The sequence below is a fragment of the Ornithinimicrobium kibberense genome, assembly GCF_006519705.1.
Classification (GTDB): domain Bacteria; phylum Actinomycetota; class Actinomycetes; order Actinomycetales; family Dermatophilaceae; genus Ornithinicoccus; species Ornithinicoccus kibberensis.
Genome location: NZ_VFXM01000007.1, coordinates 152,019 through 165,987 on the forward strand (window position 1 = coordinate 152,019; position 13,969 = coordinate 165,987).

The 13,969-nt window shown below is 74.0% G+C and carries 10 protein-coding genes; 7 read left to right on the forward strand and 3 right to left on the reverse strand.

Annotated elements, in window-relative coordinates; translation table 11 throughout:
• The first annotated feature begins 85 nt into the window (after positions 1–85).
• The 4 genes from FJR00_RS07760 (at position 86) to pruA (ending at position 4,600) form a co-directional block, all read left to right on the forward strand.
• A complete protein-coding gene (locus FJR00_RS07760; RefSeq protein WP_141338195.1) occupies positions 86–772 on the forward strand; it encodes a CpaB family protein in 687 nt (228 codons plus the stop codon).
• On the forward strand, positions 769–2,325 hold the full coding sequence (locus FJR00_RS07765) for a CpaE/TadZ family protein (RefSeq protein ID WP_141338196.1): 1,557 nt from the start codon (positions 769–771) through the stop codon (positions 2,323–2,325). Before FJR00_RS07760 ends, FJR00_RS07765 begins: the two co-directional genes overlap by 4 nt.
• A 74-nt stretch (positions 2,326–2,399) precedes the next feature.
• Positions 2,400–2,891, forward strand: a complete 492-nt coding sequence (locus FJR00_RS07770) for a DUF6912 family protein (RefSeq protein ID WP_141338197.1) — start codon at positions 2,400–2,402, stop codon at positions 2,889–2,891.
• 80 nt (positions 2,892–2,971) lie between these two features.
• The gene (gene pruA / locus FJR00_RS07775; protein ID WP_141338198.1) at positions 2,972–4,600 is read left to right on the forward strand and encodes an L-glutamate gamma-semialdehyde dehydrogenase; all 1,629 of its coding nucleotides are present in this window, start codon (positions 2,972–2,974) and stop codon (positions 4,598–4,600) included.
• 3 nt (positions 4,601–4,603) lie between these two features.
• On the opposite strand, the gene FJR00_RS07780 is transcribed toward pruA, so the two are convergent.
• Together FJR00_RS07780 and FJR00_RS07785 are read right to left on the reverse strand one after the other, a co-directional pair.
• A complete protein-coding gene (locus tag FJR00_RS07780) occupies positions 4,604–5,110 on the reverse strand; it encodes a DUF2505 domain-containing protein (protein WP_075958805.1) in 507 nt (168 codons plus the stop codon).
• A 5-nt stretch (positions 5,111–5,115) separates the two neighbouring features.
• Positions 5,116–5,625: a hypothetical protein gene (locus FJR00_RS07785; protein WP_141338199.1), complete on the reverse strand. Its 510-nt coding sequence runs from the start codon at positions 5,623–5,625 to the stop codon at positions 5,116–5,118.
• Positions 5,626–5,758: 133 nt separating this feature from the next.
• Here FJR00_RS07785 and FJR00_RS07790 point away from each other — a divergent pair, with 133 nt between their 5' ends.
• Both FJR00_RS07790 and FJR00_RS07795 read left to right on the forward strand, forming a co-directional pair.
• Positions 5,759–10,549, forward strand: coding sequence for an NAD-glutamate dehydrogenase (locus tag FJR00_RS07790; RefSeq protein ID WP_141338200.1), 4,791 nt, complete (start codon positions 5,759–5,761; stop codon positions 10,547–10,549).
• 66 nt (positions 10,550–10,615) lie between these two features.
• A complete protein-coding gene (locus FJR00_RS07795) occupies positions 10,616–12,148 on the forward strand; it encodes a sensor histidine kinase (RefSeq protein ID WP_238330383.1) in 1,533 nt (510 codons plus the stop codon).
• A gap of 39 nt (positions 12,149–12,187) precedes the next feature.
• Here FJR00_RS07795 and FJR00_RS07800 read toward each other — a convergent pair whose 3' ends face one another.
• Complete coding sequence (locus FJR00_RS07800) at positions 12,188–12,436, reverse strand: WhiB family transcriptional regulator (RefSeq protein WP_075958809.1); 249 nt, start codon at positions 12,434–12,436, stop codon at positions 12,188–12,190.
• Between the two features lie 310 nt (positions 12,437–12,746).
• Between FJR00_RS07800 and FJR00_RS07805 the strand changes: the two genes are divergently transcribed.
• Positions 12,747–13,955 carry an amidohydrolase gene (locus tag FJR00_RS07805; protein WP_141338201.1) on the forward strand — a complete coding sequence of 403 codons (1,209 nt, stop codon included), beginning with the start codon at positions 12,747–12,749 and terminating at the stop codon, positions 13,953–13,955.
• The last annotated feature ends 14 nt before the right edge of the window (positions 13,956–13,969 follow it).

Below are 13,969 nucleotides of genomic sequence, written 5' to 3' on the forward strand. Positions count from 1 at the left end.
GCCTGTGGACAACAATGGCTGCCGCGCCCCCGGGCCGGGTACCGTCGGGCCGCCGCCGAGCACACCGCAGAAGGGGGAGCCTGTCATGCCCACGACCACCTCGGCCGACGACGCTGCCGCACCGCGTCCGGTCCGTCGGCTGGAGCGGCCCGGCTGGCGGGACGTGCGCCTCGTGGTCGGGGTCCTGCTCGTGCTGCTCTCCGTCGCCGGCGGGATCCGGCTCGTCGCCTCCCTCGACGACACCACCCCGGTGTATGCCGCCACCCGGGACCTGCTGCCCGGCCAGCCCGTGGGGGAGGGGGACGTGGTGGCGGTGCCGGTGCGGATGGAGGAGTACATCGCCCGCTACGTCGACGGCTCGGCCCCGTTGCAGCCGGGGACCCACCTGCTCCGGCAGGTCCGGGCCGGTGAGCTCGTGCCCGCGGCGGCCCTGGGGACGGCACGGGAGGCGCTGGACAAGACGGTCAGCGTGCCGGTCGACGTGTCCGCGGCCCGCACGCTGGAGGCGGGGACCGTCGTGGACGTCTGGGTCAGCCGACGCGACCCCGACGCCCTCGGGGAGGCCTACCTGGACCCTGAACGGCTGCTCGCCGGCGCCGTGGTGGACCACGTCCCGGCGGCCAGCTCGGGCCTGGGGGCGGGCGTGGGCCGCACGGCCGTGCAGGTCGTGGTCCCGGCCGACCGGGTGGGGGACCTCATCGCCGCGGTCGACCAGGGCTCCCGCACCACGCTGGTCCCTGCGCCCCGGGCAGGCTCGGAGCAGGGCCGATGACCCAGCCGCTGGTCACGGCGGTCGCCCCGCGGTGGGAGGTGGGCCTGGCGGGGACCCTGTCGCGGTCGTCGCGGGTCCGCGTGGTCCGCCGGTGCGCCGACGTCGCCGAGCTGCTGGGTGTCGTGGCGGCGGGGGTCGGGCGGGTCGCGGTGGTCTCCAGCGACCTGCGCGGGCTGGACCGCTCGGTCGTGGACGCCCTCGAGGACCAGGACGTCCTCGTCCTCGGGGTGCACCCGCCCGACGACGAGGCGGCCGAACGGCTCCTGCGCCGCTGGGGCGTGGCGGTCACGGTCCACGCGGACGCCGACACCGCCGCGCTGGACGGGGCCCTCGTCGCGCTGCTAGACCCTCCCGGCCCCGCTGCCACCCGGACGCCCGGGCAGGGCAGGTCGCCCGCCATACCTGCGGCCGGCAGCGCCGACGCCGGCGTGGGCGAGTCGACCCCGGAGGGTGACCCGCCCCCGGCGCGGCCCACGCCTGCGCTCCGTGGGGGGCGGCCCCGGGAGGAGGGCCCCGACGACGCGGGGTCCGTCGTCGCGGGGTCCGACGACGCGGCCCGCCCGGCCGGCCACGAGGACGGCTGGGCCATGGACCGGCCGGTTGCGGACGGCGACCTGGACGACGGCGACGGGGCCGACGGGCCGGGGGCGGACGAGGGGGCCGGGCCGAAGGAGAGGACCGGGCCGGACGAGGGGGAGGTCGTGGTGGTCTGGGGACCGGTCGGCAGCAGCGGTCGATCCACCGTCGCCGCCAACCTGGCCGCCGAGCTGGCCGACCCCCTGCAGCCGGCGGTCCTGGTCGACGCCGACACCTACGGGGCGAGCCAGGCCCAGCTGCTCGCGGTCCTCGACGAGGTGCCGGGCGTGGCCGCCGCCGCCCGGGCCGCCGACCAGGGGCAGCTCGACCGCGAGACCCTGGCACGGCTGGCCCCCGAGGTCCGACCCGGCCTGCGCCTGCTCACCGGCCTGCCCCGGGCCGACCGGTGGCCCGAGCTGCGCGACGTGGCCCTCGCCGACGTCCTCGCGCAGTGCCGCCGGCTGGCCCGCTGGACCGTCGTGGACGTCGCCCCGCCCCTGGAGCAGGACGAGGAGCTCTCCTTCGACACCCTCGCGCCCCGGCGCAACGGGGCGGCGCTGACGGCCCTCGAAGCGGCGGACCGGGTCGTGGTCGTCGGGACGGCCGACCCCGTCGGGCTCCAACGCCTGGTCCGGGGCCTGGACGAGCTGGCCGGGCACACCGTCGCGCCCCGCTCTGTCGTCGTCACCCGGGTGCGGCCCGGCCCGGTCGGTCCCGACCCGGGACGCCGCATCCAGGAGACCCTGACGCGGTTCGCGGGCACCGGCCCGGTGCACCTCGTCCCCGAGGACCAGGACGCCCTGGACGCCGCCCTCCTCCACGGCCGGCTCCTGGCGGAGGTGCGACCCCGCAGCGCGGCCCGGACGGCGCTCCTCGGGCTGGCCGACGCGGTGGCCGGGCGGGAGCCGCAGAGCCGTCGCGAGCGGGCTGCCGGCCGCTCCCGGGGCTGGCTGAGCCGGCGGCTCGCCCCCGCCTGACCGCGGTCGGCGCCGGGCGTGCGCGTCTGACACGATGGGAGCGTGCACGACGTCGCGCACGGAAGGGAGATCGCATGGTGACGGTGCGTTGCTACGTCCCGCTCAGCGCCGACGAGCTGGCCCGCCTGCAGACCGAGCGCCGGCTCGACGGTCCACGACCGGGGTATGCCGTGACCGGCCCGGTCCGGGAGGAGCGGGCCGCGGGCGACCAGGAGGAGTGGGAGTACGCCGCCCTCCAGGAGGCGGCGCAGGCCCTGCGCGCCCAGGGCGCCCCCGTCGTGCTGGCGGCCGTCGACCTGACGGCCGACCAGGTGGACGCCTCCCGGCCCGAGGGTGCCCGCGTCCAGGTGGGCGACGTCGACCTTCCCCGGGTGGCCGCGCTGCACGTGGGCGACGACGTCGTCACCGGCGACCGGCAGGCGCTCGACGGCCAGGACGAGGAGCTGGAGCTGTCCTGGTACGACACGACCGAGATCGCCCACGTCCTCGACCTGGCCCGGGCCTGCCCGGCAGCCCCGGACCGGCCCGACCAGCCCGACCGGCCCGACCAGCCCGGCGCGGGCTGACCCGCGGCCGACCCAGTCCCGGGCCACGGGCGTCCACGAGGACGCCGACGGGCCCACCGACGAGAACGAGGACAGCCGACATGGATGCCATCATCAACGTCCCCGACCCGGTCAACGAGCCGGTGCGGACCTACGCCCCCGGCAGCCCCGAGCGGGCCGAGCTGGAGGTCGAGCTGGCCAGGATGGCCAGCACGCCCATCGACCTGCCCCACGTCATCGGTGGCCAGGAGGTCGTCGGCGACGGCGAGGCCGTCGACGTGGTCCAGCCGCACGCGCACGCCGAGGTGCTGGGCACCCTGCACGACGGGACCGGGGCCGACGCCGCCGCCGCCGTGGACGCCGCGCTCGCCGCGGCCGTGCCGTGGCGCGAGCTGTCCTTCGAGGACCGTGCCTCGGTCATGCTCAAGGCGGCCGACCTGCTCTCCGGGCCGTGGCGGGCGCGGGTCAACGCCGCCACCATGCTCGGCCAGAGCAAGACCGTGCACCAGGCCGAGATCGACTCGGCCTGCGAGCTGGCCGACTTCCTGCGGTTCAACGTGCACTTCGCCCGTCAGCTGCTGGCCGAGCAGCCGGTCACCAGCTCGCCGGGGACCTGGAACCGGATCGACCAGCGGCCGCTGGAGGGCTTCGTCTACGCGGTCACCCCGTTCAACTTCACCGCCATCGCCGGCAACCTGCCCACCGCGCCGGCCCTGATGGGCAACACCGTGGTCTGGAAGCCGGCGACCACCCAGACCCGGGCGGCCACCGAGCTGATGCGGCTGTTCCAGGCCGCCGGCCTGCCCGACGGGGTGGTCAACATGGTGACCGGCCGCGGCCCGGCGATCTCCGAGGTCCTGCTGAACCACCGCGACCTGGCCGGCATCCACTTCACCGGCTCCACCACGGTCTTCAACAGCCTCTGGAAGCAGGTCGGCGACAACCTGTCCACCTACCGGTCCTACCCGCGCATCGTCGGGGAGACCGGGGGCAAGGACTTCGTCGTGGCCCACCCCAGCGCCGACGTCGACGTCCTGCGGACCGCCCTCGTGCGCGGTGCCTTCGAGTACCAGGGCCAGAAGTGCTCGGCCGCCTCCCGCGCCTACGTCCCCGCCTCGGTCTGGGAGCGGCTGCGCGACGACCTGGTCGCCACCACCGAGGCGCTGCCCGTGGGCGACGTGCGCGACCTGTCCAACTTCATGGGCGCCGTCATCGACGACCGCGCCTTCGCCAAGCACAAGAAGGTGCTTGACATGGCGCACGCCGACGACCGGGTCGAGGTGGTCGCCGGCGGCACCTGCGACGACGAGGTCGGCTACTTCGTGCGGCCCACGATCGCGCTCGTCAGCGACCCCGAGCACGAGATGCTTACCACCGAGTACTTCGGCCCCATCCTGGCGGTCCACGTCTACCGGGACGAGGACTGGGACGCCATGCTCACCCAGATGGAGTCGGTGGCCGAGTACGCCCTCACCGGCGGGGTCATCGCCCAGGACCGGGCCGCGATCGCCGAGGTGACCCAGCGACTGCGCTTCGCCGCCGGCAACTTCTACGTCAACGACAAGCCCACGGGCGCCGTCGTCGGCCAGCAGCCCTTCGGCGGGGCCCGCGGGTCGGGCACCAACGACAAGGCCGGGTCCAAGGCCAACCTGCAGCGCTGGATCAGCACCCGGGTGATCAAGGAGACGTTCGCGCCCCCGACCGACTACCGCTACCCCCACATGGGGTGATCCTCAGCCGGGGTGGTCGGCCAGCCACTCGCGGGCGATCCGCTCCTCCAGCCGCACGACGTCGCTGATCTGGGGGGCGACGGCCGCCTCGATCCGTCGACCGAGGAAGGGCACGTTGGCCTCCAGGTCGCCGTCGACGACGTGGTCGGTGGTGCCCTCGTCCGTGCCGCGGCGCAGGTGGACCCCGCCGATGAACTGGACCGGCAGGCCCGGCATCTCCAGGGACATCGCGCCCTCCCGCTCGCCGTCCGGGTCGGCGTCGCCCCAGCGCACCGTCTCCACGACGAGCAGCTGGGGGCCCACGAACGGGCGGACCATCTCCGGCAGGTCGCCGGTGGGCAGGTGGCGCCGGGTCGTGACCACGGTCGCCCCGTCCTCCTGCTCCACGGTCACCGTCTGGTCCAGCGCGCCGGAGCGCTCGGCCCGCAGGTCCTGGTAGCCGCGGTCGCAGAGCATCTCGAAGGTGCGACGGGGGTCGGCGGGGTGCACGACGGTCTCGGTGATCCTCATACCGCTCAACCTAGTCCGTGCAGCCGACGCTGCAGCACGTGCATCCGCCGCAGCACCACGCCCTTGTGGGCGAGGGTGAGCCGCCCGCCGCGGTCCAGGTCGGCCACCTGGTCGAGCAGGCTCGCCAGGTCGGCGCACACGGCCCCGGCGCCGTCGGCCCACGCGGGTCCGTCGGCGAAGGCGGGGGCCGCCCGGCGCAGCGCGGCGGCCGCGGCCCGGCAGGAGGCGTGGTCGACCGGGCGGGCCGGCCCTCCGATCGCCCCCAGCACCGTCGGCCGCGGCGAGGGTCGTGGAGCACCGTCGGCCACGTCGACGAGCAGGTGGGCCAGCGCGTCCACGAGCCCGTCGCACAGCCCCGTCGCCTCGGGCCAGCCGAGGTCCGCCGCCGCGGCCTGCAGCTCCTCGACGGCGAGCAGCGTCGTCACCCGCCCCGCCCCGGCGGCCGGGTCGTCGCCCGGGGCGGGAGAGGCCGGGTCGACCGGGCGCGGCGACCGTCCGGGGGTCCGACGGGGCATGGGCCCACTGTAGGGCGACGGGGGGCTGCGCCGAGGCGATCGTCCCCAGGCGGCCCGTCGGGTGCGGGCGATAGGGTGACCGTGGCGCACATCGCCGTGCGCGCTGGCCTGCGACCAAGGAGTGCTTGAGCAGATGTCGTCCCCCGACACGCTGATCGACCGGTTCTACCACCACGCGCCCGACGCCACGGCGACCCGGGCCCCCGAGCAGCTGGCCGCGGCGGCCCGGTCCGTGGCCGCCCTCAGCGCCGGCCGGACCCCGGGCGAGGCCGCGGTCCGCGTGTTCAACCCCTCCGCCGACGGCGACGGCTGGAGCAGCCGGCACACCTTCGTCGAGGTGGTCAACGACGACATGCCCTTCCTCGTCGACTCCGTGCTCGGCGAGGTGGCCCGGCACGGCCTGGGCGTCCACCAGCTGTTCCACCCGCAGATGGTCGTCGCCGAGGAGGACGGCTCCGTGCTGGACGTGGACCACCGGCAGGCCGGTCCCGGCCAGCGGGCGGAGTCGTGGATCCTCGTCGAGGTCGACCGCGTGCCCGAGGAGGACGAGCGGACCTCCCTGGAGGAGGACCTGCGCCGGGTGCTGGCCGACGTGCGGCGGGCCTACGAGGACTGGGGGGCCATGCGCCAGCGGGCGCGGGCGATCATCGCCGAGCTGGAGATCTCCCCGCCCGGCACCGTCGACAAGGACACCGTCCGCCCCACCGTGGACTTCCTCAGCTGGCTGGACGACCACCACTTCACCTACCTCGGCTACCGGGCCTACGACCTCGTCGAGGAGGAGGGCACGGCATACCTGCGGTCGGTGCCCGGCAGTGGCCTGGGCATCCTGCGCGACCGTCCCGGGGCCGAGGCGACGATGAGCGAGCTGCGGCCCGAGGCCGCCGCCACGGCCCGCGAGCCCCGGCTGCTGACCATCACCAAGGCCAACACCCGGGCCACCGTGCACCGGACGGTGCCGCTGGACTACATCGGCATCCGCCGCTTCGACGAGCAGGGGCGGGTCGTGGGGGAGCAGCGCTTCCTGGGCCTGTTCACCCAGACCGCCTACGCCGAGTCCACGACGCGGCTGCCCATCGCCGCACCGAAGGTCAAGCGGATCCTGGAGGCCAGCGGCTACGCGCCCGACAGCCACTCCGGCAAGGACCTGCTCGGCGTGCTGGAGGGCTACCCCCGCGACGAGCTGTTCCAGGCGCCCGAGGACTACCTGCGCGAGACCTCCGAGGACGTGCTGCGCCTGCTCGAGCGGCCGGAGGCCAAGGCCTACGTGCGCCGGGACGAGTTCGGCCGCTTCGTCAGCGCCCTCGTCTTCCTGCCCCGCGACCGCTACAACACCGCCAACCGGCTCAAGGTGCAGCGTCTGCTCGAGGACGCCCTCGGCGGGGAGATGTCCGACTACGCCACCCGGGTGGGCGACGGGCCGCTGGCCCAGCTGCACTTCATGATCCGTCTGCCCAAGGACCGGCCGGCCCCGGAGGTCGACCCCGACGACCTGCAGCGCCGCCTGGTCGCCGCCACCCGCACGTGGACCGAGACGCTGACCGACGCCGTCACCGAGAACGTCGACGACGAGAACGTCGTCGGCGACCTGGTGGCCCACTACGCCGGCGCCTTCCCCGAGGCCTACAAGGAGGACTTCGACGGGCGGGCCGCCTACTTCGACATCGCCCGGCTCGCCGAGCTGGCGGACTCCTCGGCCTCGGTCCGGCCGCACCTGTACCGGGCGGAGGACGACGACCCGCAGGAGCGGCGGATGAAGGTCTACCGCACCCAGGAGATGTCGCTGACCGACGTGCTGCCGGTCTTCGCGGACCTGGGGCTGGAGGTGACCGTCCAGCGGCCCTACGTGCTGGAGGGCGCCAAGATCACGACCAGCTACATCTACGACTTCGGGCTGCGGGCCCCCGGCGAGGACGTGTGGACCGGCCGGGACGGGCGCACCGAGGAGGAGGTCGCCGAGGCCTTCGAGGACGCCTTCACGGCGGTATGGAGCGGCGCGGCCGAGTCCGACCAGCTGAACTCCCTCGTGCTCACCGCGGGGCTGGACTGGCGCCAGGTGGTCATCCTGCGCACTCTGGTCCGCTACCTGCGCCAGGTCGGCACCTTCAGCCTGGACTACGTCGAGGAGGCCCTGGTGGCCAACCCCTCGGTCGCGGGGCTGCTCATCGACCTGTTCGCGGCACGCTTCGACCCGGACGCCGACCTGGACGAGGAGGCCCGCGCGGCCCGCGTCGAGGAGCTCGGCCAGGAGATCGTCAGCGAGCTGGACGACGTCTCCAGCCTCGACCAGGACCGCATCCTGAGGGCGCTGGTGTCGGTCGTCGGGGCGGCCGTGCGCACCAACTTCTACCAGCGGGACGAGGACGGGCAGCCCAAGGCCCGCGTCTCGGTCAAGCTGCTGCCGCGCGAGCTGTCCCTGCTGCCGGAGCCGCGGCCGGCGTTCGAGATCTGGGTCTACGCGCCCCGCGTCGAGGGCTCGCACCTGCGGTTCGGTGCCGTCGCCCGCGGCGGGCTGCGGTGGTCGGACCGCCGCGAGGACTTCCGCACCGAGGTCCTCGGCCTGGTCAAGGCCCAGATGGTCAAGAACGCCGTCATCGTGCCGACCGGGTCCAAGGGTGCCTTCTTCGCCAAGCAGCTGCCGGACCCCTCGGTGGACCGGGAGGCGTGGCTGGCCGAGGGCAAGGCCGCCTACACCACCTTCATCTCCGGGCTGCTGGACATCACCGACAACCGGCAGGGCGAGGAGGTCGTGGCCCCCGACCGGGTGCTGCGCTACGACGACGACGACCCCTACCTGGTGGTCGCCGCCGACAAGGGCACCGCGACCTTCTCCGACCTGGCGAACTCGGTCGCCCGCGACTACGGGTTCTGGCTGGACGACGCGTTCGCCTCCGGCGGCTCGGCCGGCTACGACCACAAGGAGATGGGGATCACCGCCCGGGGGGCCTGGGAGTCGGTCAAGCGGCACTTCCGGGAGCTCGGGCTGGACACCCAGGCCGAGGACTTCACCGTGGTCGGCGTCGGCGACATGGGCGGCGACGTCTTCGGCAACGGGATGCTGCTGTCGGAGCACATCCGGCTGGTCGCGGCCTTCGACCACCGGCACATCTTCCTGGACCCCGACCCCGACGCGGAGCGCTCCTACGCCGAGCGGCAGCGGCTCTTCGAGCTGCCCCGCTCCAGCTGGGCGGACTACGACACCAGCCTGCTCAGCGAGGGCGGCGGGATCCACCCCCGGTCGGCCAAGTCGGTCCCGGTCAGCCCCCAGGTGCGCGAACGCCTCGGGCTGCCGGAGGGCACGACGAGCCTGACCCCCCACGAGCTGCTCCGGGCGATCCTCTCGGCCCCCGTCGACCTGCTGTGGAACGGCGGCATCGGCACCTACGTCAAGGCCTCCACCGAGACGCACGCCGACATCGGGGACCGGTCCAACGACGCCATCCGGGTGGACGGCCGGGACCTGCGGGTGCGGGTCGTGGGCGAGGGCGGCAACCTCGGGATGAGCCAGCTGGGCCGGATCGAGGCCGCCCTGCACGGGGTGCACGTCAACACCGACGCCATCGACAACTCCGCCGGCGTGGACAGCTCGGACCACGAGGTGAACATCAAGATCGCCCTCACCCCGCTCGTGGCGGACGGCGCGATGACGATGGAGGAGCGCAACGAGCTCCTGGAGTCGATGACCGAGGAGGTCGCGGCCAAGGTCCTGCGGCACAACTACGAGCAGAACGTGCTCATCGGCAACGGCCGCAGCCAGCGCGAGGTGATGGCCCCCGTCCACCAGCGCCTCATCGGCTACCTGCGCGAGACCGCCGGGCTCGACCCGGCGCTGGAGTTCCTGCCCGACCGCAAGGAGTGGGCCCGTCGCGAGCGGGAGGGCCTGGGGCTGACCAGCCCCGAGTTCTCCGTGCTCGTCGCCTACGCCAAGCTCGGGCTCAAGGACGCCCTCAACGACAGCGAGCTGCCGGAGGACCCGGCGATGACGCAGACCCTCGTGAACTACTTCCCGGGGCCGCTGCAGGAGGTCGCCGGCGAGCGCCTGCAGGCGCACCCCCTGCGGCGCCAGATCGTGGTCAACGAGATCGCCAACGCCATGGTCAACCGGGGCGGGGTCAGCTTCGCCTACCGGGCCGTGGACGAGACGGGCGCCACCCTGACCCAGATCGCCCGCGCCTTCCACGTCGTCCGGGCCGTGTTCGACATGAACACCTTCATGGCCCAGGTCGAGGAGCTGGACAACGAGGTCGACACCGGCACCCAGACCGAGCTCTACCTCGAGTTCCGCCGGCTCATCGACCGCGGCGTGCGCTGGTTCCTCAACAACCGCTCGCTGTCCAGCCGGATGGAGCAGGAGATCGAGCACTTCGCCGGACCGGTCCAGTCGCTGGTCCCGGTCATGGAGGAGCTGCTGCAGGGCACCGAGCTGGACCGCTGGCAGGAGCGGGTCGACTGGGCCAGGAAGCGGGGCGTCCCGCAGGAGCTGGCCCAGGCCTACGCCTCGCTGCTGGACAGCTACTCCCTGCTGGACGTCACCGAGCTGTCGATGGACATGGACCGGGACGTGCGGGAGGTCGCCGAGATCTACTTCGGGGTCTCCGAGGCGTTCAGCCTCGACGACCTGCTCACGCACGTGTCCAACCTGCCCCGGCCGGACCGGTGGTCCTCGCTGGCCCGCGGGGCCATGCGGGACGACATCTACGGCGTCATGCGGGGGCTGGCCCGGACCGTCGCCGAACGCACGACCCCGGGGTCGGACTCGGTGGAGCGGGTCGAGGAGTGGATGATCGAGAACCGGGACGCCCTCGTGCGCACCAGCCAGGTGCTGCGGACCGTCGGCGCCATGGAGGAGCCCAGCCTGGCGCCGCTGTCGGTGGCCCTGCGCACCCTGCGCGGCCTGGTGCGACAGGGGTCGGCCACCGACTGACCCGCGGGACGGTTCCCGGGCCGGCGGACGCAGGTGCCCGCCGGCCCGGGCGGTAGGGTCTGCTGCGTGCCCACCCTGCGCGACACGCTCTCCCGCGCCTCGATGTCGGACGCGGACGTCGACTGGCTGCACCGGCTCGTCGGCGACTGGCAGATGGTGGCCGACCTCTCCTTCGCCGACCTGACCCTGTGGATCCCGGTCGAGCTCGACGACCACGACGACCCCTACCTGTCCCCGTGGTTCCTGGCGGCCCACGCCCGACCCACCACCGGCCCGAACTTCTACCACGACGACGTCATCGGGCAGCCGCCGACGCCGGAGCGGCAGCGGTGGCTGACCCAGGTCCTTGCGTCCGGACGTGCGGTGACGCCTGACGAGATGGGCTACGTCCGCGAGCAGTACGTCCCCGTCGTGCGGCGGGGACGGACGATCGCGGTGCTGGTGCGGCACACGGACCTGCAGAACATGCGTCAGCAGGGCGGCCTGGAGGTCAACTACCTCCAGATCAGCCAGCAGCTCTTCAGCATGATCGCCGAGGGCGCCTTCCCGGTGGAGGGCGGCGCCACCGGCGTCGGCCGCGGCACGCCCCGGGTCGGGGACGGGGTCGTCCGGCTCACCGCCGACGGCCTCATCGACTACGCCAGTCCGAACGCGGTCTCGGCGCTGCGCCGGCTGGGGCACACCGACCAGGTCAACGGGGCCGACCTGTCCCGCATCGTCACCGACCGGCTGGTGGAGGGCACGCACGTCGACGAGACAGTCCCGCTCGTGCTCACCGGGCGCGCGCCGTGGGGGACCGAGATCGAGACGTCCGGCATCAACCTGACCCTGCGGGCGGTGCCACTGACCCGCGAGGGCACCCGCCTGGGCGCCCTGCTGCTGCTGCGCGACGTCTCCGAGCTGAGGCGCCGCGAGCGGGAACTGCTGAGCAAGGACGCGACCATCAGGGAGATCCACCACCGGGTGAAGAACAACCTGCAGACCGTCGCGGCGCTGCTGCGGCTGCAGTCCCGCCGGCTGGACGACCCGGCCGCCCGGGAGGCCCTGGCCGAGGCCGGCCGGCGGCTCTCGACCGTGGCGCTGGTGCACGACACGCTCAGCCAGGGCTTCTCCGAGCAGGTCGACTTCGACGAGGTGGCCACGCGCATCATGCGCGCGACCGTCGAGGTGGCCTCCACCCGGACCGTCGTGGCGACCGAGCTGCGCGGCACCTTCGGCTCGTTGCTGGCCGAGGACGCCACCCACCTGGCGATGGTGCTGGCCGAGCTGGTGCACAACGCGGTCGAGCACGGCTTCGAGGAGCACCGCGACGCTCCCGGCGTGCAGGGGCCGGGGGAGGGGGTCCGTCCGCGCGTCGTGGTGGAGGCCCGGCGGCGCGCCCAGGTGTCGGCCCCGGGGGAGGTCGTCGAGGTCACCGTCTCCGACAACGGGGCCGGCCTGCCGCCCGGGCAGGCGGGGCCCGGGGCCGACGGGCTGGGGATGCAGATCGTCCAGGCGCTGATCACCGACCTGCGGGGCACGATCTCCTGGGAGACGGCGGAGCCGCACGGGACCGTCGTGCGGTTCACCGTGCGGCTCAGGGCTAGCCCGTCCGTCTGAGGAGGGGTCGGTCGTGGAGGGGCGGGTCGTGCGGGCGGGTCAGCCGGCGCGGCGCGCGCGGGCCTTGCGGCGCTTGAGGGCGCGCCGCTCGTCCTCGGACAGCCCGCCCCACACGCCGGCGTCCTGACCGGTCTCCAGGGCCCACTTCAGGCAGGTGTCGATGACCGGACAGGTCCGGCACACCGCCTTGGCCTCCTCGATCTGCTGCAGGGCAGGACCGGTGTTGCCGATCGGGAAGAACAGCTCGGGGTCCTCGTCGAGGCAGGCTGCGCGATCGCGCCAGTCCATCTGTGGTGCTCCTTGGTCGTGCCGTCGGTCGGGTCTGGTCGCCCCCGGGCCGGCTCTGCGCCTCGCCGGTCAAGGGACGATACTGCTACGTATCTCTTGCCTGCGAGCGCGGCCGTCCGGCGCACGTCGCGTCTGACCGTGCCAACGCCGTGGTCGAGCACAGTGTTCCCCATACTCCCAGAGGTATCGCGACCCGCACAAGGGTCTGACCGAGGTTCGTCACCCGAGGGGGTGAGGCGTCGCTCACACGGTGGGCCCGGCTGCGTACGCTGGCACCGACCCCGTCCCCGTCCCAGGAGGAGCCCTCCCCATGCACCAGGACCACCCGCTCGCCATCGTCGGCGCCCACGTCGTGCCCGTCGCCTCCGACCCCGTGCCCGACGGGGTCGTGCTGCTGCGGGACGGTCGGATCGAGGCCGTGGGCACCCGTGAGGAGGTGACCGTCCCCGGTGACGCCGAGGTGGTCGACGCCTCCGGCGGCTGGCTGGTGCCCGGCCTGGTCGACGCGCACGTCCACCTGGGCGTGTGGGAGGAGGGCGAGGGCTGGGCCGGGCAGGACACCAACGAGATGACCGACCCGGTCATGGCCGCCGCCCGCGCGATCGACGGCATCAACCCGCGGGAGCAGGGCTTCGACGACGCGCTCATGGGCGGGGTCACCACCGTCAACGTCAATCCGGGCTCGGGGAACCCGATCGGCGGGCAGGCCGTGGCGCTGAAGACGTACGGCCGCTACGTCGACGAGATGGTCCTGCGCAACCCGGCGGGGGTGAAGTCCGCGCTCGGGGAGAACCCCAAGCGGGTCTACGGCGAGCAGAAGAAGACGCCCTCGACGCGGCTCGGGGTCGCGCTGGTGCTGCGGACCGCCTTCGAGGCGGCCCGCTCCTACCGCGCCCGCCGGGACGCCTCGGACGGCAAGCCGGTCGACACCGACCTGGTGAGCGAGATCCTCGTCAAGGTGCTCGACCGGGAGATCCCCTGGCGCCAGCACTGCCACCGGGCCGACGACATCGCCACCGCCCTGCGGCTGGCCGACGAGTTCGGCTACGAGCTGGTGCTGGACCACGGCACCGAGTCCTACCTGCTGGCCGACGTGCTGGCCGAGCGGCAGGTCCCCGTCCTCTACGGGCCGCTCATCGTGAGCCGCTCCAAGGTCGAGGTGCGCGACCGGTCGCTGGCCGCTCCCGGCATCCTCGACCGCGCCGGCGTGCCGGTCTCGATCATCACCGACCACCCGGTGGTGCCGATCGAGTACCTCATCACCCAGGTCGCCCTGGCCGTCCGGGAGGGCATGGACCGGGACGCGGCGCTGCGCTCGGTCACCCTCAACCCCGCCCGGGTCCTGGGCGTGGACGAGCGGGTCGGCTCGATCGAGGCGGGCAAGGACGCGGACGTCGTCCTGTGGTCCGGCGACCCGCTGGACCTGCAGTCCCGGGTGCTGCGCACCTGGGTCGACGGGACGGAGGTCTGGACCTGGGACGCCGAGGCCGGGGCGGGGCGGGTGCGCGCGCGCGGCTGAGAGGCCGCCCGGCC